The organism is Microbacterium sp. UCD-TDU (assembly GCF_000340625.1).
Classification (GTDB): Bacteria; Actinomycetota; Actinomycetes; order Actinomycetales; family Microbacteriaceae; genus Microbacterium; species Microbacterium maritypicum.
In genome coordinates, this window is record NZ_KB454446.1 from 1,429,603 (window position 1) to 1,455,088 (window position 25,486).

Genomic DNA, 25,486 nt, shown 5'->3' on the forward strand with positions numbered 1-25,486 from the left:
AGAAGAGGAAGTCCTCATGTTCACAGCACGTAAATCACGACTCGCCCTTGCCGGTGGTGCCGCGCTCGCCGCGGTGCTCGTCCTCGGCGGCTGCGCGAACAGCAACCCGCTCGACGCCCCGAGCGAGGGCTCGAGCTCCGCCGACGACACGATCGTCATCGGCTCGCAGGCCTACTACTCCAACGAGATCATCGCCGAGATCTACGCGCAGGCTCTCGAGGGCGCGGGGTTCAAGGTCGACAAGCAGTTCAACATCGGCCAGCGCGACGCCTACATGCCCGACGTCGAGTCCGGCGCGATCGACCTGTTCCCGGAGTACACCGGCAGCCTTCTCGAGTACCTCGACAAGAACGCGACCGCGACCAGCCCGGAAGACGTGTACACGGCGCTGAAGGAGGCGCTGCCCGAGGGGCTCACCGCTCTCGACTACGCGGAGGCTTCCGATCAGGACACGTACACGGTGCTGAAGAGCTTCGCCGAGGCGAACGATCTCACCTCGATCGGCGACCTCGCCAAGGTCACCACCCCGGTGACGATCGGTGCCTCACCGGAGTTCGAGGAGCGTCCGTACGGCCCCGCCAAGGCCAAGGAGGCCTACGGTGTCGACCTGACGTTCTCGGCCACGGGGCCGACCACCCTCGAATCGCTGCTCGCCGGCGAGATCCAGGTGGCCGACATCTACACCGCCGACCCGGCCTTCCAGACGGAGGAGATCGTCGCGCTGGAAGATCCGGAGAACCTGATCATCTCGTCCAACGTCGTGCCGATCGCCTCGAGCGACGTCGCTGACGAGATCGCCGATGTGATCAACGCCATCAGCAAGAAGCTCACCGCCGAGGAGCTCGTGGGTCTGAACGTGCAGAGCACGGTCGACCAGAAGTCGGCGGAGGACATCGCCAAGAAGTGGCTGGCCGACAACGACCTCAGCTGAGTCGCCCAGACGGAAGCGCCCGGACCCTCGCGGGGTCCGGGCGCTTCTGTGTGTGCGAGAGGCGAGGAGACGTCTAGAGCCGGGCGTCCTGCTTCGGGACGAGCACCTGCTTGATGATGATCAGGATCGAGGCGGTGACCGGCACGGCCACGAGAGCACCGAGCAGGCCGAGCAGCGTGCCGCCGGCGAGGGCACCGATCACGACGAGTGACCCCGGGACCGAGACGGCGCGGTTCATGACGCGCGGCGTGATCACGTAGGCCTCGATCTGCATGTAGACGAGGTAGATGGCCGCGAAGATCAGTGCCGCGATGGGGTTGGAGAACAGTGCGAGGCACGTGCCCAGGATCCAGAACAGCACCGAGCCCACCAGGGGGATCAGGGTGACGCAGAATGCGATCGCCGCCATCAGCGGGGGGAACGGGAGCCCGAGGAAGAAGTAGAGCAGGAAGGCGAGCGTCGCGTTGCAGAACGCGAGCACCACCATCCCCATCACGTAGCCGCCGACTGAGTCGGTGATCTGCTCGACGATGTCTCCGGCGCGAGCGCGGTCGCGGGCGGGAGCCAGACGCAGCATCCCCTGCTTCATGGAAGGGAGAGATGCGAGGAAGTACAGCGTGAGCACGAGCACCACGATGGCGCCCGAGATGCTGGTGGCGATCGAGGCCCCCACGGCCAGAGCGCCGCCGCCGATCGTGGCCAGGTTGCCGAAGTCGGTGAGGAACGACTGCACCTGGGAGACGAGCTCCTGGAACTGCTCGCCGAACTGGGCTTCGAGGGTCGCGTAGAGGTCGCTGCGGGTGAAGTCCCTGATCATGCCGGGAACCGACTGCACGAAGCTCACGATCTGGTCGATCACCACGGGAACGATCATCCACAGCACGAGGGCGAACACCACGAGGAGCGCGAGGATCGTGATGACCACCGAGATGACGCGCGAGAGGCCGCGACGTTCCAGGAACCGCACGGCGGGATCGAGGCCGAGCGCAGCGAACAGCGCGAGGGCGATGTAGATGAGCACGGTCGACAGGTTCGATAGCGCGAGGCCGATCACGATCGCCCCGAGTCCTCCCAGCGTCACCAGGAAACCGAACACGAACGGGCGGTCGATGCGTGTCCAGAACGACCGGCTCGGGGTCATCGGCTCGATCACGACGGGGAGCGGAGCGTCTGTCGTGGCGGTCACAGGTGCCCGGCGAGCTGTGCGTCGGGCGGTCGCGGATGCGGCGGGAGCTGCGGCGGATGCGTCGTCGTCGTGGGGCGCGGATTCCGGCGACTCTTCGTTGCTCATGTGCTCACGATAGCGGTGCCACGGATCGAAACCAGGATGTCACGCGGCTCTAGAGTAGGGGCATGACCGCCGCCGAGGATCCGAAGGCCGAACTGCTCCGGCTTCGCGCCACCATCGACAACATCGACGCCGCACTGATCTTCATGCTGGCCGAGCGCTTTCGCGCCACCCAGCAGGTCGGGCATCTGAAGGCCGAGCACGAGATGCCGGCGTCCGACCCCCGTCGGGAAGAGCAGCAGGTCGCGCGGCTGCGCGCTCTCGCCGAAGAGGCGCATCTCGATCCGGAGTTCGCGGAGAAGTGGTTCAACTTCGTGGTGGCGGAGGTCATCCGGCACCACACCGAAGCGGCCGAGAGCCGATGAGGAGGAGGAGCCGGACGGGCGACGGTGTGTGCAGCACTCGCCCGTCCGGAGCTTTGTGAGGTCGGTTGACCAACTAAGTTCAATGAATAAACTTAGGGAGAGACTACGGATCGCGTCACGATCTGTCAACTGCTCGCAACGGACGAGCGTCGGAACGGAAACGCATGCTCAGCACGGATGATGGCTTCGATACCCAGGCGTCGGTCCGGCGCGCGAACCTTCGGCGGGCGCTGCAGCTGGTCTTCCGGAATCCGGGGACGCAGACGCGGGCAGGCATCGCGAGGGCGACAGGTCTGACGGCCGCCACCGCATCGTCGCTGGTGGCCGAGCTCATCGAGAACCGACTGATCATCGAGGGGGAGCAGGCGGCGAGCACAGGTGGCAAGCGGGCGACCACGCTGAGCGTCGACGCGAGCCACCACCTGATCCTGGTGCTGGTGATCCAGCCGCGGCACGTCGACATCGCCCTCGTCGCCCTCGACGGCACCGAGGTCGACATCCGGCGGGTGAGCTACTCCGTCGAGAACCGCGATCTCGCCCTCGACGAGGCGGTGTCTGCGGTGGCCGAGGAGTTCCGGGGGCGACTCCTCGGCGCCGGTGTCCAGCTTCCGGGTACGACGGATGGGCGGTCGGTGCTCGAGAGCGTGCAGCTCAAGTGGGAGGACGTGCCTCTCGCCGAACGGTTCGAGCGTGTGCTGGGTGCGCCCGTGCTGCTGATCAACGACGTCGACGCCGAGGCCATCGCCGAAGCCGGCATGGAGGAGTCGCCGTCCGGCTATCGGCTCTTCATCCACCTTGGTGGCGGTGTCGGTGCGGCGGTCACGCTCGACGGCGAACTGGCGCCGGGGCCGCGTGATCGGGCGGGCGAGATCGGGCATGTGCAGGTCGTCTTCGGTGAGGCCGCGCGCGCCTGCCGATGCGGTCAGCGCGGATGCCTCGAGTCGGCCGCCGCGCTCGGGGCGATGCTCGGCGAGGAGTTCTCCGACGCCATGGATGCGCCGGAGATCCGTGAGCTCGCCGCCCAGGCCGATGAGGAGCACCTCGACGAGGGTGCTCGCGCGTTGGCACGGGCCGTCAAGCTCATCGGTGCGCTGCTCGACCCGATCGAGGTCGTCATCGGCGGACCGGCGACGCAACTCGGGCCCCGCTTCCTCGACCGTGTCCGTCGGGAGACCGAGTACCCCGCCCGCGGCACGGCGCAGGTGCCCGTCCGCTACGCCGACCCTCGCGTATCGCTCGCGGCGGGAGCCGCCCAGGCCGCCCTGACCGCGGCGCTCGGCGTGCGCTGGAACCCGGAGCAGCTGCGCGCCGCATCCGCGTCGAGTCTCTGAGCGCCGCGCGTCTTCCCTCGCGGGGGGCGTGGAGTCCCTCGAGATGAGGGAGAGACAGTCGAGACGGATTTCGTCGGCATCCTTGTGCTCTCGCCGATCCTCTGGATACTCTTTACCCATCCAATAATGAATGGATACTTAACAAACTAAGTATCCCGGCGTCAGCTTCACTGTGGAACGACGCCAGAGACGCGAGTCGCCTCGTCGGAAGCACGCTCCCGGAATGTGTCGAGATGACCCCGCACCAGCTCGAACTGGAGATCAAGATGCGCAACGACGCACACCGTGACCGTCCCCGATCCCTCCTTCGCCGTCTCGCCGGCGCGCTCGCCGTGCTCGTGACGCTCGGCGGTCTCGCCTTCTCCGCCTCTCCGGCCAGCGCCGCAGACAGCCGCGACGTCGCGCGTGAAGGCACCGCCACGGCACGGTCCACGTACTCGCTGAGCGGCAGCTTCGCCGCGGCGCACGTGAACGACGGTGACGCCGCGACGCGCTGGGGGTCGAGGTACACACGCACGAACCCGAACGACACCTACGACACGAACGGCGAATGGGTGCAGATCGCCCTCGCCGAGCCCACCTACATCCTCAAGGTCGTGCTCGACTGGGAGGCCGCCTACTCCACCGACTACGAGATCCAGGTGTCCCAGGACGGGGCGGAGTGGACATCCCTGCGCCGGGTGACGACCCCCACCGGGCAGGCCGTCGGAGGCCGCCTCGTGCAGCAGAGCGATGTCGACACGTCCGACGCCTGGTCGTTCGTGCGCATCCTGTCCCACAGCGTCGCGACGAAGTACGGCCTGTCGCTGTACTCGTTCCAGGTCTGGGACCAGCCCGTCAGCGTCCCTCCGGGGGAGGCGAGGGACCTTGCCCTCGACGGCACCACCACGGCGAAGTCCTCGTACAACACCACGACCTTCGCTCCCGCGAACGCCACGGACGGTGATTCGGCATCGCGCTGGGGCTCGCACTACACCCGCGGTACTCCCGCCTACGACAACAGGTCCGACTGGATCCAGGTCGAGCTCGCAGAAGCCTCTCGCGTGCACACGATCGTCCTGAACTGGGAAGCGGCCTACGGAAAGAAGTACCTCCTCCAAGTCTCCGGCGACGGTGCAGCGTGGACGACGATCCATGAAGGCGCCGCCACGAAGGCCGGTGTGCAGGAGATCGTCGTCGACACCGCGGATGCCTGGAAGTTCGTGCGCATGCAGGGTGTGGAGACGGCCGGAATCTACGGGTACTCGCTGTTCGACTTCGAGATCTGGGGAGCGGCCAAGCCTCCGGTGGAGGTGCCCGACCCGCAGGGCGGAGACATCGTCCCGAAGCCCGTGAGCCGGAACGACGCCGACGGCGCCGCGTTCACCCTGGGAGCGGATGCGCGCGTGGTCGCTCCCGCATCCTTCTCCGGCATCGCCGAGCAGCTCGCGGCGACCCTCCGCAGCGGCACGGGTTACGCGCTCCCGGTCGTCGCGAACCCGCCGCGAGACGGCGACATCGTGCTCGTCGAGGGTGACCCGGCCACGGGCGGCGCGAAGGCGTACCAGAAGGAGCAGGGATACCGGCTGAACGCCGACGCCTCGCGTGTGACCATCACTGCGCAGGCCGCGGCCGGAGTGTGGAACGGTACGCGCACCCTGCTGCAGCTGCTGCCCTCCTGGGTGCTCGCCGGCGACCCCGACGTCGTCGTCGACTGGACGGTGCCGGCGACCGAGGTCGTCGATCACCCTCGGCTCGAGCAGCGCGGACTGATGATCGATCCGGCGCGCAACTTCATCACGGTCGACGCGGTGAAGGCCATCATCGACCAGGCCTCGCAGGCGAAGATGAACAGGCTGCACATGCACCTCACCGACGACCAGGGCTGGCGGCTCGAGATCGCCTCCTGGCCGAATCTCACCGCGCACGGCGCATCGTCGTCGATGAAGAACGGGCAGTCCGGCTTCTACACGCAGGCCGAGTTCCGCGACATCGTCGCCTATGCGGCCGCTCGCCAGGTCACGGTCATCCCCGAGATCGACGTGCCGGGGCACGTCGATGCGGCACTGTCCTCCTACCCCGTGCTCGATTGCGCCGAGCGCAGCATCCCTATCCGCACCACCGGCGGCATCTCCACCAACTCGCTGTGCATCGGCAAGCCGATCGTCGAGACGTTCATGCGCGACGTGATCGGCGAGCTCGCCGCGATCACCCCCGGCGACTATCTCCACATCGGCGCCGACGAGGTGGAGGGTGTGAGCACAGAGCAGTACGCATCGTTCATCCGCATGGTCGAGCAGATCGCGGCCGAGAACGGGAAGAAGATCATCGGCTGGACTCCGATGCCGCAGGCCGGAGTCTCCAAGGACGCCGGGCATCAGTACTGGGCTGATCGCAAGAACCACCTCGCGACCAGCTGGTTCGAGGGACGCGACGTCATCCTCTCCCCCGTGAACAACGCCTACATGGACTACAAGTTCCCCGGATCGCCGCTCGGCTTCCGGGAGGCGATCTACAGCACCAAGTACCAGTACGACTGGGACCCCAGTCGTGTCGTCGACGCCACGACGAAGAAGAACCTCAACACCTCCTTCGGTCTCACCGAGGACGACGTGCAGGGTGTCGAAGCGGCAGCGTGGGGAGAGACCTTCCTCCGCGGAGGCGAGGATGTGGAGTACATGCTCTGGCCGCGCACGCTCGGCATCGCCGACAAGGGCTGGTCGACCAAGGCGGACACCACCTCGTTCGCCGACTTCTCCCAGCGCGCAGGGGCGCAGGGCGCACGGATGCTGGTGCAGGGGCAGAACTTCTGGAACGACCCCGAGCTGGCCTGGGTCAGCGAGCTCGCCGGCACGCGAGTCGCCGCGGGCTCCGCGGGCGAAGTCGCCGGCGTCGTCGCACAGATCGCCTCGCCCCGGGTGCCGAAGGGTCAGCTCAACGCGACGATCACCTGGCCGGACGGACAGACGTCGGCAGGGGTGATCGACGGCAAGGATGCGATCGGGGCGGATGCGGCCTCGCTCTTCACCGTGACCGGCAGCCACACCAGTGCTCCCTCCGCTGCGGCCGGCACCGGCTCGGTACGGGTGACGGGGCCGGCGGGTCTGGACATCACGGCACCGTTCATCGTCGAGGCCGAGGTCGTCGCACCTCCCGTGATCGCGCTCTCCACCTCCACCATCCAGGCCGGATCGACGGTCACGGTCGATGCCACCGGCCTGACCCCGGGGGAGCGGGTGTCCTTCGCGCTCCATTCGGATCCGGTCGACATGGGGGCGGCCATCGCCGATGACGACGGTGCGGTGTCGCTCACCTGGAAGGTGCCGACGGGCACGCCGGCCGGGGCGCACGAGGTCGTGATGACCAGGGCCGACACGACCACGATCGCCGTGCCGCTGACCGTCACCGCCGCGGCCGTGCCGGGAGGCGATCCCGGCACGGGGGGCGGCACCGGTGGAGGGGCGGCATCCGGTTCCGGTTCGGGTTCGGGCGCCGGATCGTCGGGACCCGCCGGGCTCGCCGGAACCGGAGCGGACCCGATCCTCATCGCCAGCGGACTGCTGCTCGCGGCGCTGCTGCTCGCGGGTGGTGCGGTCGCGCTCAGGCGACGGAGCCTCGGGATCTGAGCGCGACGTTCCGCCGCCGGTGGTCGGTGCGCGCGGGAACCTGGAGCGGCCGCGGGCAGGGCTCCAGGTTCCCGCCCCTCGGTAGCCGACCCCGCGACGTCAGCTTCGTCGGTCGCCACGCACCGCGAGGGCGATCGCGGCGCCGGTGATGAGGCACAGCGGACGGTAGATGCGCCTGTCGAGCGCGACGAATCGGCGATGGGGCCCCGGACGCCCGAGAAGCGCGGTCACTCGAGCCCCGTCCATCGCGCCGCGGAGGAGGAACGCCAGTGCCGCCGCCACGCGGGCGGCGATGGCGAGCGTGCGGGTGCCCCCTGCGCCCGCGACGATCGCGCTCCCGGCGAGCATTCCTCCACCGACCACGAGGCATGCGCCGGCCGAAGGCATCTCGTCGCTGCCGATGACCTGTCGCGCCAGCCGCTTCCGGTTCGGTGCCGGCCAGGAGGCGCCGGAGGCCCACAGCAGATGGATGGCTCCGATGGCGCCGAGCGATGTCGTCGCGACGACCTGACCGATCCGTCCGAGAGGAGTCATGCCCCCATTGTCCTCTGAGCCGGATCAGCCGCCGAGTTCACCGGTGCCGCGCCCGGCGCGGATGTCGGGAGAACGGACGGATGTCGGGTGACACGCCGCAGGTCGGTCCTGCAAACGCACATCCGCCCGACAGATGTGCTGTCGGGCGGATGGCGAAGCGCGGCGAGGAGCGTTACTTCACGCTGCCGGCGGTGAGTCCGCCGACGAGTCGCTTCTCGATGAGCATGAACAGGATGACCACCGGCAGGATCGCGACGATCGAGACACCGAACACGTACTGCCAGCTGGTCTCGTACTGACCGACGAACTTGGTCAGAGCGACCGACAGCGGCTGGTTCTTGTCGGTCGACAGGATTACGAGGGATGCCGCGAACTCGTTCCAGCAGGCGACGAACGTGAACACGATCGCGGTCACGATGCCCGGCCACACGAGCGGCAGGTTGATCTTGAACAGCACCGTGAAGCGCCCTGCCCCGTCGATCTGGGCGGCCTCGTCGACCTCCTTGGGGATGCCCGCGAAGAACGAGTGCATGATCCACACCGCGAACGACAGGTTGAACGCGGCGTTGATGAAGATCATCGCCACCCAGGTGTCACCGAGTCCGAGGACCGTGAACTGACGGAAGAGACCCGAGGTCAGCACCGCCGGCTGCAGCATCTGCGTGACGATCACGAGGAAGAGGAACACCATGCGGCCGGGGAACTTGAACCGTGCCGTGTAATACGCCGCCGGCAGCGACACCAGCAGCACGAGCAGCGTCGCGAACACCGCGATCACGATCGTCGAGATCAGGTTGTATGGCAACGGCGTCTCGGGGGTGGACCACATCGTGATGTAGTTCTCCCAGTGCCACTCCGTCGGCAGGTACGTCGGGTCGACCGACCGGATCTGCGGCTTGGTCTTCACGGAGCCGAAGAACATGATCAGGTACGGCAGCACGAAGATCGCGAGCACCAGGAACCCGGCGGCGGTGCGCAGGATGACGCGGGGCAGCGTCACCTGGTCTTCGGTGTAGCGGCGCTTGCGGCCGGGGGTCGGCGGTGTACGACGGCCGCGGCCACCGGCGGTGGTCACGAGGGCGGTCTCGGTCACGGTCATGATCAGACCTCCTTCATGGGCTTGACGATCTTCACGTAGGCCGCGACGATCAGGATGACGATGAGGAATGCGACGACCGAGAGGGCGCTCGCGACATCGACCTTCTTCTGCAGCTCGATGTACTTGAAGATCAGCGTCATGATCGTGTCGGCGCCGTAGCCGGGGATGGATCCGGTCATCACCTTCAGGATCGGCAGCGAGTTGAACACGTTGATGATGTTGATGAGGACGGCCACGGCGAGAGCGCTGCGCAGCTGCGGCAGCACGATCGACCAATAGGTGCGGGCGGGGCTGGCCCCGTCCATCTTCGCGGCCTCGATCGCATCGGCCGGTACCGACTGGAGCCCGGCGAGGATCGTGTAGGTCGTGAAGGGGAGCGACACGAAGATCGCGATCACGATCGACCAGGTGAAGGCCGTCGCGGGGTTCTTCGTCCACCCGTATCCGACCGCGTCATCCGAGAGCCCGATGTCGTAGAGGAACTTGTTGAAGACTCCGAAGTACGGCTCGAGGCTGTAGTAGAACACCATCGTGGTCATGACGACCGATGCCGCCCACGGCACGATGACGGCCATGCGGACGAGCTGGCGTCCGGGGAAGGCCTTGTTCAGGATCTGCGCGAGGCCGAGCGAGATGACGACCGTGAAGACCACGACCGACACGACCCAGAGGATCGTGCGGAAGAAGATCGGCCAGAACTCGGCGAACGTGAAGACCGTGACGAAGTTGTCGAAGCCGACCGATCCCTTGTCGAGGCCCGACAGCGAGATGTCGCGCGTCGAGTTGAAGAACATCACCCCGGCGGGGAAGAACACCACGCCGATGATGAGCAGCAGTGCGGGGGCGATCCAGGGCAGCGCCTGGAGGAGGTCCTTTCCGCCCGGCCTGCCCCGAAGGGCATCCGGGGTCTTCCGGGTGCGGGGGCGGCCGGTGGCCGCCCCCGCGAGGTTCGAGGACTCTGTCTTCTGGTTCATTCGGGTACCCGAACCTCTCCGTTCAGCGGGCTCAGCCCGCGTCGACCTGCGCCTGGATCTCGGTCAGCACGTCCTGAGCCGGCTTCGTCTGGATCTGACCGAACAGGGACTTGAACGCACCGTCGGCGGCAGACCACTGCGGGTTCGTCGACGGGTAGAACTGCGCGTCGGGCAGCACGTCGAGGAACGGCTTGAGAGCCTCCTCGCCGGAGAGCTGCTCAGCACCGGACTTGGTGACGGGCAGGAAGCCCTCGGCCTGCACCCACGGCACGTACACGTCTGCCGAGTAGTAGTAGTCGAAGAACTTGGTGATCGCTTCCTTCTTGTCGTCGTCGTTCTGGAACGCCATCAGCTGGTCCATGACGCCGAGCGTGAACGGCGAGCCGTCCTTGGTCGGGATCGGGACGATCGAGTAGTCCAGGTCGGGGTTGCCCTCTGCGATCTGGCCGACCGTCGGCGGGAGGCCGACCTGCATGCCGATCTTGCCCTGGATGAAGATGTCCATCAGCGGGGAGCGCTGCGTCGAACCCGGGTCGGCCTGGGTCGCACCGGCGTCGATCATCTTCTTGATCTGCTCGGCACCCGCCAGGTTCTCGGGGGTGTCGATCGTGATCTCGGATGCGTCGCCGAACGATCCGCCGCCGCCCCACAGCCACACGGCCGCTTCGGCCTGAGCCTCTTCGGATCCGAGCGGCATGCCGTAGCCGGCGACGCCGCCGCCGAGCGCGGAGACCTTGGTGGCGGCATCCAGCAGCGAGTCCCAGTCGGTCGGCGCCTCGACGCCGGCCTGGTCGAGCAGGGCGTTGTTGACGAACAGGGCGCGAGCCGACGCGATCAGCGGGAGAGCGTACGCGGTGCCGTCGATCTCGGCGTTCTTGATGAACGACTCCTGGAAGTCGGAGAAGGTGTCTTCGGAGACGACGTCCTTCGTCGGGTAGAGCAGCTCATCCCCGACGAAGCCCGCGAAGGGTCCGCCGTTGTAGATGTCCGGAGCCTCACCGGCCTGGATCTTGGTGGAGACGACCTTCTCGAGGTTGTCCCACGACTGCACCTCGAGCTTGACCTTGATGTCGGGGTTCGCCTTCTCGAAACCCTCGATCACCGTCTCCCAGTTGGCCTTGGTGCCGTCGGAGTAGCTGGGGACGAGGAGATCGAGCGTGGTCGCTCCATCGGCATCGCCGCTGTCGCCGGAAGAACCGCCGAACCCGCACGAAGCGAGCGAGAGCGTGGCGACGGCCGCGATGGCGGCGGCGCCGAACCGCAGTGACTTCTTCATGTGTATTGCATTCCTCACTGTGATGTCCGAACCCTCGGCGGCGGGGCCGCTTCGGGAGGGGGTGTGGTGCACAGTCGCAAGCACATCACGCGACAGTGCGTGGTGATCGCGTCGCCCGGGAGGGCTGCCGCGATCGTTCAAGCCGGGGCTCGGGGCTCTCGACGTCGGCCGGGGTCGGCGTCGAGGGTGGAACTCGTCTGATTATTTGTCAGGAGAACAAACAAATCAAGGTAAAGCTGGTGTTGCGTCGATCTGACGCCATACTATGATCGAATCAAGCTTCAAACAATCACAAGTCTGCAACTTATCGCCAGAAAGGCACATCGATGACCGAATCGCTGCCCGGCGCACACATGCGCGAAGAGCTCAACTCACAGCCTCAGACGTGGGCCACGGCCGCAGATCTGAAGGCCGAGCAGGCGCTGCTGCCTGCCTCCGGCGCCCGGATCGCCGTCGTCGGCTGCGGCACCTCATGGTTCATGGCGCAGTCGTACGCGGCCCTGCGCGAGTCCGCCGGCCACGGGGAGACCGACGCGTACGCGGCGTCCGAGGCGTTCCTCGACCGCGGATACGACGCCGTCGTCGCGCTCACCCGTTCCGGCACGACCAGCGAGGTGCTCGAGCTCGTCGACCGCATCAAGGGGCGCATCCCCACCGTCGGCGTGATCGGCGACCCGGACTCGCCGCTCGTCTCACTCGTCGACGAGGCCGTGCTGCTGCCGTTCGCCGACGAGAAGTCGGTCGTGCAGACGCGATTCGCGACCACGGCGCTGGCCCTCTTCCGCGCTTCGCTCGGTGAAGACCTCACCGGAGCCATCGCCGATGCCGAGGCCGTGCTCGCCGAGGACGGCGACGACGAGCTGCGTGACGCCGAGCAGTACACGTTCCTGGGTCGCGGCTGGACGATCGGTCTCGCCCACGAGGCCGCGTTGAAGCTGCGGGAGTCGTCGCAGTCGTGGACCGAGGCGTACCCGTCCATGGACTACCGCCACGGCCCGATCGCGATCGCGGCACCGGGGCGCGTCACCTGGCAGTTCGGCCAGGCTCCCGAGGGGCTCGCGGCGCAGGTCGAGGCCACCGGTGCCCGGTTCGAGCAGCGGACGATCGACCCGCTCGCCGACCTCGTGCGCCTGCACCGCACCGCGCTCGACCGCGCTGTGGCGCGAGGCCTCGACCCCGATCAGCCCCGCAACCTCACGCGATCCGTCATCCTGGATGCATGACGCAACCCGCCGCCGGAGCTGACCATGACCCGAGCTGACGGGACGGCCGCCGTTCCCGACGTCGAGCGTGACGCCACCGGGGAGAAGCTCGCCGCCGTGCGTACCCTCGGTATCGGCGCGCCCGTGCTGGCCTTCGACGTCGGCGGCACCGACATCAAGTCGGCGCTGTTCGACGCCGAAGGCACCGCTCTCGGGCTGCGCCGCACGCCGACGCCGATCGCTGAGGGCGACCGCACGCAGGTGCTTCTCGAACGCCTCGAGGTGCTGGCGGAGGAACTCCGTGCCGCTCACCCCGAGGTCGTGCCGCAGGCGGTGGGACTCGTCGTGCCGGGGATCGTCGATGCGGATGCCGGACTGGGCGTCTTCGCGAGCAACCTCGGCTGGCACGACTCCCCGCTGCGCGACCTCGCAGCCGATCGCCTCGGGCTGCCCGTGGCGTTCGACCACGACGTCCGCGCCGCGAGCTGGGCGGAACGGCGCCTGGGCGGCGCGCGGGATTACGCCGACTCGGTGGTGCTCGTGATCGGCACCGGGATCGCCGGCGCCTTGCTCGTCGGCGGCGTGCCCTACACCGCCGGGGGATACGCGGGCGAGATCGGGCACTCCCCGATCGCGGACGGGCCGATCTGCGCGTGCGGGGCCCGAGGCTGCCTGGAGGCCGTCGCATCCGCCGGTGCCATCGCCCGGCGCTACCGCGAGGCGACCGGGATCGCTCCCGACGGCGCGAAGGACGTAATCGCCCGCGCGGCGGCCGGCGACCGGATCGCCGCGGATATCTGGAACTCGGCGCTCGACGCGCTCACGATGTCGCTGGCTCAGCTCACCGCCGTCGTGGCTCCGGAGGCCGTGGTCATCGGCGGCGGGCTGTCGCGCGCCGGAGGCGCACTCTTCGACGAGCTGCGCACCCGCCTGGCCGCACGGCTCAGTTTCCACCGCATCCCCGCCCTCGTGCCCGCCGAGCTCTCCGGCAACGCGGGGCTGCTCGGGGCTGCCCTCCGCGCGCGGGAGCTCACGTGATCCTCACCGTCACCCCCAATCCCGCACTCGACCTCACCTGGCGCGTCGAACGGCTCGTCGAAGGCGGAACGCACCGGGCGGATGCCGGGGCCGCACGCGCCGGCGGCAAGGGGCTCAACGTCGCGCGCGTGGCGCACGCCGAGGGCACTGAGGTGCTCGCGGTGACCACTGTGGGCGGTCGGGTCGGCGAGGAGTTCGCCGCAGAGCTCATCGCGAGCGGGGTGCCGCACGCCCTGGTGCCGGTGGCTGCCGAGACCCGTCGCAGCATCGCGGTGGTCGATGAGACCCTCGGAGACACCACGATCATCAACGAGCGGGGCGTGAACCCGACCGATGTCGAATGGGCTGCCGTGCTCGCCGAAGTCGTCGAGCGGCTCTCGGGCGCGCGTGTGCTGGTCGTGTCCGGCAGCGTGCCCCCCGGAGCGCCGGAATCGCTCATCCCCATGCTCATCGCGGTGGGCAAGGATGCCGGCGTGCCGGTGATCGTCGACACCTCCGGTCCCGCCCTGCTGCGTGCGGCGGATGCCGGCGCCACCGTCCTCAAGCCGAACGCCGCCGAGCTGGTCGAGGCCACGGGTGTGGCGGATCCGGTCGAGGGTGCCCGCTCGCTGATCGCCCGAGGTACCGAGCTCGTGCTGCTCTCCCTCGGAGCCGAGGGCATGCTCGCGGTCACGGCGACCGCTCTCGTGCATGCGCGTCTCGACGAACCGCTCGCCGGCAACCCCACGGGCGCGGGCGATGCCGGTGTCGCCGCCTGTGCCGTGCAGTACGCCGACGGGGTGCGCGATCCCGAGCAGATCCTCCGCCGCGCCACGGCGTGGTCCGCCGCCGCTGTGCTCACCCCGCTCGCCGGCGACATCTCCCCGCGCTGGCCCGAGATCGAGCAGCAGCTGCGCATCTCGCATCCCGACCCTGAATCGTTCCGGAAGGACCCTTCGTGACCCTCGTCTCCGCTCGTGACCTCGTCTCCGCCGCATCCGCTGCCGGCACCGGTATCGGCGCCTTCAACGTGATCCACCTCGAGACCGCGGAAGGGCTGGTGCGGGCGGCCGCTCTGGCGCAGCTGCCGGTCATCCTGCAGATCTCGCAGAACTGCGCCGATTACCACGGCGGGCTCGAGCCCATCGCCCTGGCCACGCTCGCGGTGGCGCGGCGCGCGCAGACACCCGTCGCGGTGCATCTCGACCACGCCGAGCGGCCCGAGCTGGTCGACGAGGCCATCGCGCTGGGCTTCGGCTCGGTCATGTTCGACGGGGGCGCGCTGCCCTACGACGACAACGTGGCTCTGACGGCGGCGGTCGCCGCCCGTGCACACGAGGCCGGGGTCTACGTCGAGGGCGAGCTCGGAGAGGTGGGCGGAAAGGACGGTGCGCACGCTCCGGGTGTGCGCACCGAACCCGAAGAGGCGCGCGCGTTCGTGGCCGCCACGGGGGTGGACGCCCTCGCGGTCGCGGTCGGCTCCTCGCATGCGATGACCGATCGCACGGCGTCGCTGGACCTCGATCTGATCGGGCGCCTGCACGAAGCGCTCCCGGTGCCGCTGGTGCTGCACGGATCGTCCGGCGTCGCGGATGCCGTGATCGCCGATGCCGTGCGCGCCGGGATGACGAAGATCAACGTCTCCACCCACCTGAACGGGTTCTTCACGCGGGCGGTGCGCGACAAGCTCGACGCCGACGAGCGTCTGGTCGACTCCCGCAAGTACCTCGCGCCCGCCAGGGAGGCACTCGCAGAGGAGGCCGCCCGCATGCTCCGACTCTTCGCGCTGCAGCCCGCGGAACCGGTGTCCTGATGAAGCGGGCCGCCCGGCTGAACGCGATCCTCGACCTGCTGGCCGCGAAGGGCGAGGTCACGGTCGAAGAGCTGGTCGAGCAGTTCGAGGCGTCGTCTGCGACCACGCGGCGAGACCTCGACACGCTCGCCGAGCAGCGCCTGCTCACCCGCACCCACGGCGGTGCGGTGGCGCAGACCGTCGCCTATGAGCTGCCCATCCGCTACAAGAGCCACCTGCGCACGCACGAGAAGGAGAGCATCGCGCAGACCGCCGCCGGCCTCGTCGCACCCGGCATGGTGGTGGGGCTCTCCGGTGGCACGACCACCACGGCCATCGCGGCAGCCCTCGCCGCGCGCGACGATCTCGCAGCGAACGGCGGCATCACCGTCGTCACCAACGCCGTGAACATCGCCGCCCAGCTCGCCACGCGGCCCGAGATCAAGGTCGTCGTCACCGGCGGCGTCATCCACTCGCGCAGCTACGAACTCGTCGGTCCGTTCGTGGAGCAGCTGCTGCGCGGGGTGCGGCTCGACATCGCCTTCATCGGCGTGAACGGGATGGATGCCCTCGCCGGTGCGACCACGCAGGACGAGCGCGAGGCTGCGGTGAACCGCATGATGGCCGAGCGTGCCCGCCGCGCGGTCGTGGTGACCGACGCCAGCAAGCTCGGTGTCGAGGCGTTCACGGCCGTCGGCGGGGTCGACCTCTTCCCGACCGTGATCACCGACGCCGGAGCGGATGCCGAAGCACTCGCGTCGCTGCGGGCGGCCGGGTACGTGGTTCTGGTCGCCTGACCCCGGGGACACCCCGAGGGCCCCGACGTCCCCACAACGTCGAGGCCCTCTGAGGGTGTCACGGCTGTGCGCCGCGATGCCCCCGAGTAGATGGTGTCCGTGTCGTGTTCGCGCTCCCCAGTGCGCATGATCCCCAGATCCGACAGCGCCTCCCTCGCGCCTCATCCTTCGAGGCCCTTCGCCTGGCACCTTCCGAAGAACAGGAGCGTGCGGCCTCCGTTCTGATACACCGAATGGAGGAAAAAGTTCAGAATCCGTCGCCGTGGCACTGGAACGGCGCACTCAGACCGGTGTCGAGGCCCGCCTTCGCGAGCGCGACAGCGGGCGCTGCGCCTTCGGAGAGACCGATGTGCACGGCGCTGAGCAGTTCCCCGGCCACATCATCGGGGACCGCGACGGGGGCGGCGATGACGCAGTCGGCTCCGGCGTGCAACCACACCCGTGTCATGCCCAGCGCTTCTTCTCCCCAGCGCACCGAGGAGCGTCCGAGTTCGCAGGCCGAGAGGATCACGATCGTCGGGACGCGAGGTATCAGGTCGACGTCGTAGCCGAAGAGGATGCCGTCGCTGAGCTCGAACCCGGAGAACAGCGGGTTGTCCACCGCGTGCCGGCCGTGCGCGGCGATATGGAGCACGTCGGTGGCGGCGGCGAGCTCGGTGACCGCCGCGACGGTCGCCGCGGAGGACTCCAGGATCCGGGGTTCGCGGCCCGCGTCGCGCCAGGCCGCAGCCGCACGCGCGACCTCGCCTCCGGCGCGCGGGACACGGGGACCTGCGGCGAATCCGATCGTCGTCGGCCGGGTCCGGTCGCGGGCGGACGCGGCCAGCAGACGCGACACGGATGTCGCGAGGGTGAACGCGATGCCGGACATGCCGGGGAGCATCGCCCACGGCACGCCGCCCAGCGCTCCTGGCACCGTGATCGCGAGACGCGCCGCGGTCGGCGCCGCCAGCAGCAGCGGGGTGAGCAGTTCGGCGTCGAGGATCGCCAGCCGTGACGCGAGCGCCCGCGCGGTGACCTCCCCCATCAGTCCGCCACGGGTCAGCGCGACCATGTCGAGGTCGGCGCGCAGGCCGTCGAGAGCCGACTGCACCCGCTCCCACGACAGGTCGACGATGGTCGCCCCCGACGAGGTGACCACGATCGCATGCAGTGTGGACCCGGTGAACACGTAGGACAGGACGACGACGTCGGCGTCGAGCATCGCGGTCGCCTCGGCGAGCCCCCATCGTTCGCGGGTGCCGCCCGATCCGGTGGCCGCCCATTGCCGCTCGCGCACGCGGTCGCGGAGGGCGCGCACCCTGGCATCCGTCGTCCAATCGGCTCCGGCCAGCTCGGCGCGCAGCATCCGCAGCTCCGCCAGATCCACCGCCAGGGATTCGTCACGCGGGGGTCGCACCGGCGCGACCTGCTGGCTGAGGTGGCGTGCGCGTTCGGACCACTCGAACAGGATCGCGGGGTCGCGCAGTCGGGCAGCAGCGGCGAGGCCGGCGAACATCAGGTCGCTGCCGTGCATCGCGACGGATGCCTGCAGGTCGAGTGCACCGAAGGATTGCTGCCAGGCGGTGAGCAGGTCGAGGCCTTCGGCGGCCGCACGCAGCGCGTCGCGGTCACGGCCGGCAGCTGCGGCGCGCGCAGCACGCACCTCCTGGGCGCGCAGACGCAGAGGCGTGGGGGCGGCGTCGTCCAGCCGTGGGAGTCGTCCGGTGCCGTCGCGTCGAGCACTCAGTCGCAGTGCTGTCGCCTCGGTGCGAAAACCTCCCCGGTCCAGGGCTTTCGCTGTGCGGGCGAACTCCGCGTCGTCAATGGGACGGCGCGGTCTCGCCCGCTGCTGCGCCTCGAGACGCACCGCCTCGGCCCGCGCCGCCCACCCGTGGTTCGCGAGTGCTGTGAACCGTCGCGCCGCGGTGCGGGCTGCGCGCTCGGCGGCGGCGGGATCGTGGCGCAGGAGCGAGCGGGCGAGGTGGAACTCCGACTCGCCTCTGGCCTGCCGCATCCGCTGCGCGCCGAACTGGGTGGCGACCTGCTCCAGGAGCGCTTCGGCCTCGGTCGTGAGACCCGCGTCGCGCAGCACCTCCGCCCGGTCGAGGTCGCTGATCGCCGCCGCGAGGTCGCTGATCGCGGCGAGCTTCGGTCGAGAGCGGGTCATGAGCGTGAGCGCGGTGACGAGATCTCCGCCGAGCAGCGCCGCGTACCCGAGATTGTGCCGGGCCTCCGCCAGCGGCTCCTCGTCGTCGTTCGCCTCGTACACGGCCACCGCGCGCCGCAGATCCGCGATGCAGGAGTCGAGCTCGCGCTGCTGCATCCGCACCACGGATCGGTTCATCAGGAAGTTCGCCAGCTCGGTCGTCTCGTCTCCGGCCGCCGTGAGCGTGTCGATCGCGCGGGTGAGTTCGGCCTCGGCGTCGACCAGCCGACCGCTGTGCGTCAGGAGCGTGCCGAGCTGGCCGCTGAGCACCGCGATGGTCTCGGCACGCAGTCCGGATCGGCCGAGGGCGTCGCGACACAGCTGCTCGGCGGACGCCGGCTCTCCCGTCTGGGCGAGGACGTAGGCGGTCGTGCCGTCGATGCGCGCACGAAGATCAGGGTCTTCTGTGCGGGCGGATGCCGCGTCGAGAGCGCGCTGCGCCTGCGCGAATCGCCGGGCGTTGGCCGCTTCGACCCCGCGCCGGTGCAGCTCGATCGCGGACAGGGGCATCCCTTCAGAATGCCGTGCGTCGGGGCTGCAGGGAAGAGCGCGTGTTCCGAGCGGGAGCGGTGCGTGATCGCTCGGGTGAGGCAGTGGACACCTGTCGGGAGGAAGAGCACGTGTCGGGCGACACGCGGGGTTCGGATCCGACAGCCGTGCATCCGCCCGACAGGTGCGCCGGAAGAGCCGCCCCGAGCGTGTCCCCGCGGGCCACGAGGGCGGCGGCGCTCGGCACCAGGACGAGCCGCCCGCGTCGGTACGGACGGCTCGTCCCGGGGGTGCGTCAGCCGGGGTCGACCGGGGTCGGCAGGGACTTCAGGACTGCGGCGACGGCTTTCGCCGCAGCGCCGGGGCTGACGCCGCCGACGGGGACGGTGCCGAGCTGGGCGGCGATGCGCGCTGCGACGTACGGGGCCGAGAACGAGGTGCCGCTCCACACCGCGAAACCGCCCCGATAGTCGTCGGGATCGATCGTCTCGCGGCGGAGGCCCTCGACGTCGGCCCTCGTGACCGCTTGGGTGCCGCCCACGAACGCGGGCGACGTGCTCACCACGGCGGCCCCAGGCGCGTAGGCCTGAACCCACGGGCCGATGTTCGAGAAGAGGGCGACCGACTGCGCCGAGGGGTTCAGTGCTCCGACCGACACCAGCGGCGCGTCTCTGTCCCGACGGATGCCGTTGTCGGCGCCGGGCCAGGGCCAGAGCGACGCCGGGAACGAGGGGCGGTCGATCGCGTCGTTGCCGGCCGAGCACACGACCACGCAGCCGAGCTCGCGTGCCTTGGCCAGCAGCTGGTACAGCGTGAGGCTGAACAATCCGTCGATCGGCGTCTCGTGGTAGTAGCTGAGCGACAGGTTCAGCACATCGATCGGGAAGCCCGTCTTCGGGTCCTCCCGGTGGCGGGCCAGCAGGGTCACGACCTGGGCCACGGTCTCGAGCAGGGTGCTCTCGTCGACCACCCCGAGGGCTCCCGCCACCCGGATCGAGAGGATGTCGGCCTCCGGAGCCGCCTGTCTGACGATGCCGGCGATGAAGGTGCCGTGTCCGGCGACCGCGTCGATCTCACCATCGAGCTGTCCGTACAGATCGGGGTAGCGTTCCGGATCGGCGTCGTCGGTCAGGCCGACCGGCACGCCGTCGAGGTCGACCGCGCGCGTGACGATGTCGGCAGGCAGCCAGGCGTGCTCGCCGCAACCGGTGTCGAGCACCGCGACCACGGGGCGCCGTCCGCGTTTCGGCGCGGGTCCGCGCACAGGGGCGGGGCCCAACCAGCTCACGGGCTGCCGCGCGCCGCGTCCGGGCTCGAGGTAGTCGTCGCTGCCGCCCGCGCCCCCGCCGGCTCCGCGCACCGGGTTCGTGCGGGTGAACGGGTTGGTGCGTGTGAAGGGGTTCGTCCTGGTGAAGGGATTGAGCCCGACCGGATCGATGGACAGCACGTGGTCGAGGCTCGTCCGCGGCATCGTCGAGCGCGACATGCGGCGTGCGCGCTGGAGCACTCGCCAGGCATCGGGTGCGACGGGTGACTCGCCCCTGACCGGTTCGTCGGGAGTCCGCAGCCGTGCGCGCAGGAAGCCGGGAACCCCCGGAACCAGCTCGCCGTCGACCGCCGATCGGGCGCCGTCCTCGATCTCGAGCTGCCATCCGAAGGTGTCGGCGGCATCACGCAGAGTGCGCACCTCGCGGTCGTAGGCCTCCTCGTCGCCGAGGGCGCGGGTGATCAGCAGCCGCTCCGGCAGATACGCGGTCGGAAACGCGCGGATGCCGTCCACCGGCTCCGTGCTCGGATCGAGCGCGGTTCCCCGGCGGATCGATCCCTCCGCGCGGTCCTGCCAGGTCCATCCCTTGGGCTGATCCATGCGTCATCCTCTCCCTGCGGGTCGCCCCGCGTCCTCATCGACGGGCGGCGCCCGTGGTCACAGCTCGAACTGCGGGGTCGCGAGCGTGCGCGTCTCGCCCCCGACCACGGTCGTCAGGCGCACGCGCGTGAGACCGGGCGGCACCTCGTCGAACACGAAGCGTCCGGTCTCCTCCGGCGAGACCGACCTGGCCTTCTCCCCCTGGGTCAGGACGATCTCGGCGGCCGCGGTGTCGACCCAGCCGTCGACGCGGCGGCGGCCGGACGCGGCGGTCGTCACATGCAGCAGGATGCTGGTGGAGCCGTCGCTGAACTGCAGGGTCAGTGCATCCGCTTCGCCGCGTACCTCGCCGAGCTGTCCCTCGACCAGGGTCAGCAGCGCATACTCGCTGTTCAGACCGTCCGAAGCGACTGCGGCGACCATGCGGTCGATCAGGCCAGCGGGCACCGGGTCGACCGCGCTCCAGTGCGTGCGGAGCCGGGCGAGCATCCGAGCGTCTTCGTGGTCGGTCATGCGAGTCCCCCCGCCGGCGCTGTCGGCGGTGCGTCCAGCAGGGCGCGGAGCTTCGCGAGGCACCGGTTCCGTGTGGGGCCGATGCTGCCGATGGGCATCGCGAGGTCGCTGGCGATGTGCGCATAGTCCGGGCGGTCCTCGAAGGCGATCACGCGCAGCAGCCTCTGGCAGCGGTCGTTCAGGCGGCGCACGGCCGACCACAGCCGACGGTTCTCGTCGCCGATGGTCGCGTGCTCCTCGGCCGAGGCCTGCTCGGGGAGCAGGGTGTCGAGGTCGTCGACGTCGGTCGTGTCGACCTTGCCGTGTGCCTTCGCGACCTTCCACGCCTCGCGGCGTGCGGTGGTGGTGAGCCAGGCCGACACGGCCCGCGAATCGCTGATCGATCCGTGACCGCGTACCAGCCGCAGCCAGGTGGTCTGCACGACGTCTTCGGCGAGGGTGCGTTCGAGCCCGTACGCGCGCACGACGTGCCAGAGCACGGGCGTCATCAGCCGTACGAGCTCGTCCATCGCGCGGCCGTCGCTCTCGCGCCATGCGTCGAACAGATCCGCAGCGCGCTCCCAGCGTGCACGCCCGTCATCCGAGGCATGATCGAGACCGGCGCCGGGTGCACCGTCGATCATGAAGCCCATTGTGATCACACCTACCAGGAGCGCGGCAAGGGCTTTCTGATACAAGTCCGCATCCAAGAATTCCGCATCCCGGCGGCGGTCGGCACCCATAGGCGATGTCGATAGCGTTGAGGGGTGATCCCGCTCGCCGTCCTGCTCCTGCTCAACGCCGCCTTCAACGCCCTCGTCTGGCCGCGGTTCTACACGCGCGTCGCCAAGGATCCGCGTGCGCGCGACGAGAACGGCAGGGCCACGGCATTCCTCAAGGTGCACGCCATCCTCATCGCGATCGCTCTCGTGCTCGCCCTGGTCTCTCTGGTCGCCGGCATCGCGGCACTGACCGGCGCGCTCTAGCCCGACGGGTCGGGTCTCGCCGCGGCGCGGGGTCAGGCCGTCTCGTACTGCTTCGCGTGCGCGGCCCAGCCTGACTCGACGGGCAGTGCGCGCAGCGCTCTGTTGCTCACGGCGAGCACCACCGAGATCAGGCAGAGCCCGGCGCAGATCAGGATGGTCCATTCCCTCCCGATCCACGCGAGACCGAAGCCGGCGATGAGCGGTGCGAGCGGCATCGCACCCATGCCGAGGACCCCGGCGGCGCTGTTGGCGCGACCGAGCAGATGGCTCGGGGTGGCGACCATGAAGTAGCCCATCATCCCGGCATTGAGCGCGGGCACGAGCAGGACCGCGGCGCCGAGCACCACGGCGATGGCCCACGGCTCGGTGACCATCGACAGCACGATCGCACCGACCGAGACGACCGAGAGCCCGGCGATGGTCAGGATCCCGGTCTTGATCCGCGGGACGAGCAGCGGAGCGCACACGGCGCCCACGAGCATCACGGCCCCGATAGACGCGCTCAGGGTGCCGATCAACAGCTCGGAGTATCCGTCCTGCTGGAGGGCGTAGATGACGGTCGTGATCGTGGCGTTGAAGCCGAGGTTGATGACGGTCGTGATGAGCAGCACGCCGCCGAGGTCGGGACGGGAGAGCAGCCAGCCGAACCCCTCGCGCAGCTCCGCCCAGGCATTGGTCTTCGCCGTCGCGGTCGGCTCCACATCGTCGTCCGCGCCCGCGTCGATCACTCCGGCCCGGCGCGCCTGACGGCCGAGCAGCCATGCGGTCAGGGCCGCGATCGCGTGGCACAGGGTCATGACCACGCCCACGAGCCATCCGCCGACGCCCAGCAGCAGACCGCCGAGCGGTCCGCCCGCGAGCTGGAGCGCCGCGTCGCGCCCTTGGTTGGCCGCCTGCGCTCGGCCCATCGCGTCGTCGGGCACGATCTCCTTGATCGCGCTCTCCCCGGCGACGTCGAAGAGTCCGCTGCGCGCGGCGAGGAGCACGTCGATCACGAGCAGTGATCCGAACGTCATCGCGTCGCCGAGGGCGAGGAGGGTGAAGCCGCCGGCGAGCACGATGCCGATGAGCGAGCCGAGCAGCATCAGTGCGATGCGGCGATGACGGTCGGCCAGCACGCCGCCGGCCAGGGTCATGAGCAGTCGCGCGACCATTCCGGCTCCGCCGATGATGCCGGCCTGGGCGGGGTCGTTCGTCACGATCAGGGCGAGCAGTGGGATGGCGAAGCCGAACAGGGAGGCCGCGAGGCCCTTGCTCGTGTCGCTCACCAACCAGGTGAGGTAGCGGGTGTTGCGCCACAGACGGTGGGGCTCGGTGACGGTGGTCATGGGTCGAGAGTAGATGCGCAAGAAGAATTGCGCAAGTCTTATTGCGCAATTCTGCGTGCGGGTAGGATCGGCACATGACGGAGGACAACGCGAAGAGCACGAGCGACGATCCCGTCTGGATGACGTCGGCGATGCTCAAGGCCTACTCGCACCCGCTGCGGCGCCAGATGATCCGGCTGTTCTCGCGGCGGGAATTCCTCCGCGCCGCCGATATCGCGACTGAACTCGGCGTGCCAGCGAACAGCGCGAGCTTCCATCTGCGCGCGCTCGCCGACGCCGGTCTCATCGAAGAGGCGCCGGACAAGGCCCGCGATCGGCGCGATCGTGTCTGGACCGGACACAAGGGTGCGCTCAACGTCGGAGGACCCGAGAGTCCGGTCGCCGACGAGGCCCTCGGCTCTGCGGTGATCGCCGCCCTCGTCGAGGACCATCAGGATCTGATCCGACGAGTGATCGCCTGGACCCCGGAGTACGTCGCCGGGCGCACGACCGAGGTGCACGCCGCCTTCACCCAGCGCACCATCCGGCTCACCGAGTCGGAGTTCGACGACGTGATGGTGAAGATCAACGACATCCTGAGTGCCGCCGACGATGCGCACGACAGCACCGACACTGAAGGTCGCTACTGGCAGATGGATCTGGTCGCCGCCGACGACACCATCTGAGGCGACGGGCCCGGTCGGATCAATCCTCGGTCGGAGGGCGCGAACCGCTCAGGATCAGGATGCGACGCAGGTGCATGGCGGTGAGCACACCGGGTCCCATCGAACGCCGCACATCGATGGTGCGGTCGTCGACCATCTCGAGAAGCAGCCGGATCGCGCGCGCCGCTTCACCGCGGGCGCGATGATCCTCGCTCGAGGAGGCATCCCCCCGCGCGATCACATCGGCGACCGCGTGACAGGCCGCAGAGAGGGGCGCAGGCAGAGCGGGGTCGAGCGCCAGTGCAGACGGCCGGTCCCAGATCGTGTCGGCGATCTCGTCGGAGATGTCGCGGATGAGGTGGGCGATGCGATCGAGAGCCGCGAGCTCGTCGTGGCTCTGCCGGATCCGTGTGCGATGCCCCCTGGCGCGCGGGTTGCCCCGTCGGCTCTCGTCCGCCTCCGTCAGCGCCGCTCGTAGTGCGGAGGAGGTGTCGGCGAGAGAGGCCGCATCGTCGGCCCATTGCTCGTGCTCGGGCGGCCATGCCTCCGACACCGCGGATCCGATGTCGTGCAGGTGCGCGGCCAACTGCTCCCGGAACGCCGCCACCCGTCCCGCCGCGGCGACGGTGAGTGGTGCGGGTGCGATCACCAGGTTTACCACCAGCCCGACGACCACGCCGACCGCCGTCTGTGTGAGGTAGCCGAGCGAATAGTCGTCGGCGTTCTGTCCGCCGATGATCAGCACGAACAGGGCGGCCATCGGCACGTATTCGCGGCCGACGCCGAACCAGCCCGTGCCCGAGAGCAGCACTCCGACGCCGACCACGAGGGGGATCGTCCACCAGGTCGGGCCGACTGTCAGCACCACGATCGTGGCGAGACCGATTCCCGTGGCGAGGCCGAGCAGCGTCTGCAGGCTCGACTTCGCCGAACCCATCAGCGTCGGGTACATGCTCAACAGGGCGCCGAGGGGCGCGTAGTACGGGTACTGGTCGGTGACCCCGGGCATGTGCGGAGCGATCATCCAGGCCAGTCCGACGGCCAGGGTCGTCTTGGCCACGAGCAGCAGCCGGGCAGGACGGACGGCGTCGTGGAGCGCGCGTCGGGCGCCCGCTCGTCGTACCCGGAGCCGGGTGCGGGTCTGCGTCACGGCATCCTCTCTGTCGGGGGCAGGGGGTTCCGCGAGCGTAGGCGCTCCGGTGCGCAGGAGGCGAGCGGGTTGCGTGCTCGGCGGCGTACCGGTAGCGCGCACACGCGACGCCGGCCGCCCAGGAGGGCGAC

At 69.4% G+C, this 25,486-nt stretch carries 22 protein-coding genes; 11 read left to right on the forward strand and 11 right to left on the reverse strand.

Going from position 1 to position 25,486, the window contains the following annotated elements; genetic code table 11:
- The first annotated feature begins 16 nt into the window (after nt 1-16).
- Nucleotides 17-931 carry an ABC transporter substrate-binding protein gene (locus D514_RS29820; RefSeq protein WP_017830021.1) on the forward strand — a complete coding sequence of 305 codons (915 nt, stop codon included), beginning with the start codon at nt 17-19 and terminating at the stop codon, nt 929-931.
- Nucleotides 932-1,004: 73 nt separating this feature from the next.
- On the opposite strand, the gene D514_RS29825 is transcribed toward D514_RS29820, so the two are convergent.
- Entirely contained in the window at nt 1,005-2,222 is a 1,218-nt protein-coding gene (locus D514_RS29825) for an AI-2E family transporter (protein WP_017830022.1), read from the reverse strand.
- A 62-nt stretch (nt 2,223-2,284) separates the two neighbouring features.
- On the opposite strand from D514_RS29825, the gene D514_RS29830 reads away from it, so the two are divergent.
- The 3 genes from D514_RS29830 to D514_RS38130 all read left to right on the forward strand — a co-directional run bounded on the left by D514_RS29830 (nt 2,285) and on the right by D514_RS38130 (nt 7,520).
- Nucleotides 2,285-2,584, forward strand: coding sequence for a chorismate mutase (locus tag D514_RS29830; protein ID WP_017830023.1), 300 nt, complete (start codon nt 2,285-2,287; stop codon nt 2,582-2,584).
- 164 nt (nt 2,585-2,748) lie between these two features.
- The gene (locus D514_RS29835; protein WP_017830024.1) at nt 2,749-3,915 is read left to right on the forward strand and encodes an ROK family protein; all 1,167 of its coding nucleotides are present in this window, start codon (nt 2,749-2,751) and stop codon (nt 3,913-3,915) included.
- Between the two features lie 233 nt (nt 3,916-4,148).
- A complete protein-coding gene (locus D514_RS38130; protein ID WP_017830025.1) occupies nt 4,149-7,520 on the forward strand; it encodes a family 20 glycosylhydrolase in 3,372 nt (1,123 codons plus the stop codon).
- Nucleotides 7,521-7,619: 99 nt separating this feature from the next.
- Here the strand turns inward: D514_RS38130 and D514_RS29845 are convergent, their stop codons facing one another.
- The 4 genes from D514_RS29845 to D514_RS29860 all read right to left on the reverse strand — a co-directional run bounded on the left by D514_RS29845 (nt 7,620) and on the right by D514_RS29860 (nt 11,403).
- On the reverse strand, nt 7,620-8,054 hold the full coding sequence (locus D514_RS29845) for a DUF3995 domain-containing protein (protein ID WP_017830026.1): 435 nt from the start codon (nt 8,052-8,054) through the stop codon (nt 7,620-7,622).
- Between the two features lie 172 nt (nt 8,055-8,226).
- Nucleotides 8,227-9,153, reverse strand: coding sequence for a carbohydrate ABC transporter permease (locus D514_RS29850; RefSeq protein WP_017830027.1), 927 nt, complete (start codon nt 9,151-9,153; stop codon nt 8,227-8,229).
- 2 nt (nt 9,154-9,155) lie between these two features.
- On the reverse strand, nt 9,156-10,127 hold the full coding sequence (locus D514_RS29855; protein WP_017830028.1) for a carbohydrate ABC transporter permease: 972 nt from the start codon (nt 10,125-10,127) through the stop codon (nt 9,156-9,158).
- Nucleotides 10,128-10,158: 31 nt separating this feature from the next.
- Nucleotides 10,159-11,403, reverse strand: coding sequence for an extracellular solute-binding protein (locus D514_RS29860; RefSeq protein WP_017830029.1), 1,245 nt, complete (start codon nt 11,401-11,403; stop codon nt 10,159-10,161).
- A gap of 326 nt (nt 11,404-11,729) precedes the next feature.
- On the opposite strand from D514_RS29860, the gene D514_RS29865 reads away from it, so the two are divergent.
- From D514_RS29865 to D514_RS29885, 5 genes are read left to right on the forward strand one after another with little or no spacing between them, the layout of a single operon-like run.
- A complete protein-coding gene (locus tag D514_RS29865) occupies nt 11,730-12,626 on the forward strand; it encodes an SIS domain-containing protein (RefSeq protein WP_017830030.1) in 897 nt (298 codons plus the stop codon).
- 24 nt (nt 12,627-12,650) lie between these two features.
- On the forward strand, nt 12,651-13,643 hold the full coding sequence (locus D514_RS29870) for an ROK family protein (protein ID WP_017830031.1): 993 nt from the start codon (nt 12,651-12,653) through the stop codon (nt 13,641-13,643).
- Nucleotides 13,640-14,584 (forward strand): 1-phosphofructokinase family hexose kinase, encoded by a 945-nt coding sequence (locus D514_RS29875; protein ID WP_017830032.1) that lies wholly within the window; start codon nt 13,640-13,642, stop codon nt 14,582-14,584. Before D514_RS29870 ends, D514_RS29875 begins: the two co-directional genes overlap by 4 nt.
- On the forward strand, nt 14,581-15,435 hold the full coding sequence (locus D514_RS29880) for a class II fructose-bisphosphate aldolase (protein WP_017830033.1): 855 nt from the start codon (nt 14,581-14,583) through the stop codon (nt 15,433-15,435). The genes D514_RS29875 and D514_RS29880 overlap by 4 nt, the downstream gene beginning before the upstream one ends.
- Nucleotides 15,435-16,211 carry a DeoR/GlpR family DNA-binding transcription regulator gene (locus D514_RS29885; protein ID WP_017830034.1) on the forward strand — a complete coding sequence of 259 codons (777 nt, stop codon included), beginning with the start codon at nt 15,435-15,437 and terminating at the stop codon, nt 16,209-16,211. Before D514_RS29880 ends, D514_RS29885 begins: the two co-directional genes overlap by 1 nt.
- A 247-nt stretch (nt 16,212-16,458) precedes the next feature.
- On the opposite strand, the gene D514_RS29890 is transcribed toward D514_RS29885, so the two are convergent.
- The 4 genes from D514_RS29890 to D514_RS29905 all read right to left on the reverse strand — a co-directional run bounded on the left by D514_RS29890 (nt 16,459) and on the right by D514_RS29905 (nt 21,891).
- Complete coding sequence (locus tag D514_RS29890) at nt 16,459-18,909, reverse strand: CHAT domain-containing protein (RefSeq protein ID WP_017830035.1); 2,451 nt, start codon at nt 18,907-18,909, stop codon at nt 16,459-16,461.
- Nucleotides 18,910-19,183: 274 nt separating this feature from the next.
- Nucleotides 19,184-20,755, reverse strand: coding sequence for a S8/S53 family peptidase (locus D514_RS38135; protein ID WP_017830036.1), 1,572 nt, complete (start codon nt 20,753-20,755; stop codon nt 19,184-19,186).
- Nucleotides 20,756-20,812: 57 nt separating this feature from the next.
- Nucleotides 20,813-21,268, reverse strand: a complete 456-nt coding sequence (locus D514_RS29900; protein WP_017830037.1) for a hypothetical protein — start codon at nt 21,266-21,268, stop codon at nt 20,813-20,815.
- Nucleotides 21,265-21,891, reverse strand: coding sequence for an RNA polymerase sigma factor (locus tag D514_RS29905; protein WP_236610939.1), 627 nt, complete (start codon nt 21,889-21,891; stop codon nt 21,265-21,267). The genes D514_RS29900 and D514_RS29905 overlap by 4 nt, the downstream gene beginning before the upstream one ends.
- A 123-nt stretch (nt 21,892-22,014) precedes the next feature.
- Here D514_RS29905 and D514_RS29910 point away from each other — a divergent pair, with 123 nt between their 5' ends.
- On the forward strand, nt 22,015-22,233 hold the full coding sequence (locus D514_RS29910; protein WP_017830039.1) for an SCO4848 family membrane protein: 219 nt from the start codon (nt 22,015-22,017) through the stop codon (nt 22,231-22,233).
- A gap of 32 nt (nt 22,234-22,265) precedes the next feature.
- Here the strand turns inward: D514_RS29910 and D514_RS29915 are convergent, their stop codons facing one another.
- Entirely contained in the window at nt 22,266-23,561 is a 1,296-nt protein-coding gene (locus tag D514_RS29915; RefSeq protein WP_017830040.1) for an MFS transporter, read from the reverse strand.
- Nucleotides 23,562-23,635: 74 nt separating this feature from the next.
- Here D514_RS29915 and D514_RS38140 point away from each other — a divergent pair, with 74 nt between their 5' ends.
- Nucleotides 23,636-24,226: a helix-turn-helix domain-containing protein gene (locus D514_RS38140; protein WP_017830041.1), complete on the forward strand. Its 591-nt coding sequence runs from the start codon at nt 23,636-23,638 to the stop codon at nt 24,224-24,226.
- Between the two features lie 19 nt (nt 24,227-24,245).
- Here D514_RS38140 and D514_RS29925 read toward each other — a convergent pair whose 3' ends face one another.
- The gene (locus D514_RS29925) at nt 24,246-25,355 is read right to left on the reverse strand and encodes an aromatic acid exporter family protein (RefSeq protein WP_017830042.1); all 1,110 of its coding nucleotides are present in this window, start codon (nt 25,353-25,355) and stop codon (nt 24,246-24,248) included.
- Between the last annotated feature and the right edge of the window lie 131 nt (nt 25,356-25,486).

Excerpts from the sequence above, each read along its gene's own strand:
- D514_RS29905 (WP_236610939.1), bottom strand. The coding sequence starts at position 21,891 with ATGATCGACGGTGCACCCGGCGCCGGTCTCGATCATGCCTCGGATGAC.
- D514_RS29835 (WP_017830024.1), top strand. The coding sequence starts at position 2,749 with ATGCTCAGCACGGATGATGGCTTCGATACCCAGGCGTCGGTCCGGCGC.
- D514_RS29825 (WP_017830022.1), bottom strand. The coding sequence starts at position 2,222 with ATGAGCAACGAAGAGTCGCCGGAATCCGCGCCCCACGACGACGACGCA.
- D514_RS29850 (WP_017830027.1), bottom strand. The coding sequence starts at position 9,153 with ATGACCGTGACCGAGACCGCCCTCGTGACCACCGCCGGTGGCCGCGGC.
- D514_RS38130 (WP_017830025.1), top strand. The coding sequence starts at position 4,149 with ATGACCCCGCACCAGCTCGAACTGGAGATCAAGATGCGCAACGACGCA.
- D514_RS29820 (WP_017830021.1), top strand. The coding sequence starts at position 17 with ATGTTCACAGCACGTAAATCACGACTCGCCCTTGCCGGTGGTGCCGCG.
- D514_RS29865 (WP_017830030.1), top strand. The coding sequence starts at position 11,730 with ATGACCGAATCGCTGCCCGGCGCACACATGCGCGAAGAGCTCAACTCA.
- D514_RS29830 (WP_017830023.1), top strand. The coding sequence starts at position 2,285 with ATGACCGCCGCCGAGGATCCGAAGGCCGAACTGCTCCGGCTTCGCGCC.
- D514_RS29855 (WP_017830028.1), bottom strand. The coding sequence starts at position 10,127 with ATGAACCAGAAGACAGAGTCCTCGAACCTCGCGGGGGCGGCCACCGGC.
- D514_RS38135 (WP_017830036.1), bottom strand. The coding sequence starts at position 20,755 with ATGGATCAGCCCAAGGGATGGACCTGGCAGGACCGCGCGGAGGGATCG.
- D514_RS29885 (WP_017830034.1), top strand. The coding sequence starts at position 15,435 with ATGAAGCGGGCCGCCCGGCTGAACGCGATCCTCGACCTGCTGGCCGCG.
- D514_RS29845 (WP_017830026.1), bottom strand. The coding sequence starts at position 8,054 with ATGACTCCTCTCGGACGGATCGGTCAGGTCGTCGCGACGACATCGCTC.
- D514_RS29915 (WP_017830040.1), bottom strand. The coding sequence starts at position 23,561 with ATGACCACCGTCACCGAGCCCCACCGTCTGTGGCGCAACACCCGCTAC.
- D514_RS29890 (WP_017830035.1), bottom strand. The coding sequence starts at position 18,909 with ATGCCCCTGTCCGCGATCGAGCTGCACCGGCGCGGGGTCGAAGCGGCC.
- D514_RS29870 (WP_017830031.1), top strand. The coding sequence starts at position 12,651 with ATGACCCGAGCTGACGGGACGGCCGCCGTTCCCGACGTCGAGCGTGAC.
- D514_RS38140 (WP_017830041.1), top strand. The coding sequence starts at position 23,636 with ATGACGGAGGACAACGCGAAGAGCACGAGCGACGATCCCGTCTGGATG.
- D514_RS29900 (WP_017830037.1), bottom strand. The coding sequence starts at position 21,268 with ATGACCGACCACGAAGACGCTCGGATGCTCGCCCGGCTCCGCACGCAC.
- D514_RS29860 (WP_017830029.1), bottom strand. The coding sequence starts at position 11,403 with ATGAAGAAGTCACTGCGGTTCGGCGCCGCCGCCATCGCGGCCGTCGCC.